Source organism: Rosenbergiella sp. YN46 (genome assembly GCF_036620675.1).
In the GTDB taxonomy this organism is placed as follows: domain Bacteria; phylum Pseudomonadota; class Gammaproteobacteria; order Enterobacterales; family Enterobacteriaceae; genus Jejubacter.
This window is the reverse complement of sequence record NZ_JAZHEE010000140.1, coordinates 1-569: the sequence shown is the minus strand read 5'-3', so window position 1 is coordinate 569 and position 569 is coordinate 1. Positions and strand designations below refer to the sequence as shown.

Sequence of the window (569 nt, the reverse complement as noted above, 5' to 3'; positions counted from 1 at the left end):
TCTGGTGAAAAAGGCCTTGGAGGGATTAGAAGATACATGCAAAGTGAAAAATGGTTATCATATCGGTGAGGAATTTACAAAGGCAGGATGGACTTTTTTTAATGTTAAACTAAGCTCAGAAATGTTCTCCATAATAGAAAAATCAGGCATGATGAAAGGTGCACTGGGTTATAGAATAGCGGAACAATTCAAGAATTTTTTGGGTCATTACCTTGAATCAAAGGGGAGTGAGGTAAGAATAAAGACAATCGATTACTAGGAAATGGGAATTACTAACCTTTTTTTGAACCGTATCCCACGGAAAAACCAGTGAAGAACAAAAATCTCATTATAGCTATTGGAGTAATCGCAAGCCCAATTCTGTTTGCTTTAGTAGTATTCCCAGATTCATTCAGTTTAAGCTGGAATCAAGGACGAGGAGGATTCCTGTTCGCTCTAGCTTTCATCATAGCTGAACTAGTTGGACTAAAGCTCGGTATTACCAAAAAAAGAATTCTAGCTGTTATTCCTTTAGCCATTCTAGTCATTGTTTATCTCATTTCCCTGGAGTACGGACTACGAGAATACAT

Annotated in this window: 2 protein-coding genes; both read left to right on the top strand. The window is 37.4% G+C overall.

Annotation, left to right across the window (positions count from 1 at the left end):
• Nucleotides 1-259: hypothetical protein (locus V3W49_RS22920; protein ID WP_500148277.1), on the top strand; the 259-nt coding region annotated here is incomplete at its 5' end.
• A 50-nt stretch (nucleotides 260-309) separates the two neighbouring features.
• Nucleotides 310-569: hypothetical protein (locus V3W49_RS22915; RefSeq protein ID WP_500148275.1), on the top strand; the 260-nt coding region annotated here is incomplete at its 3' end.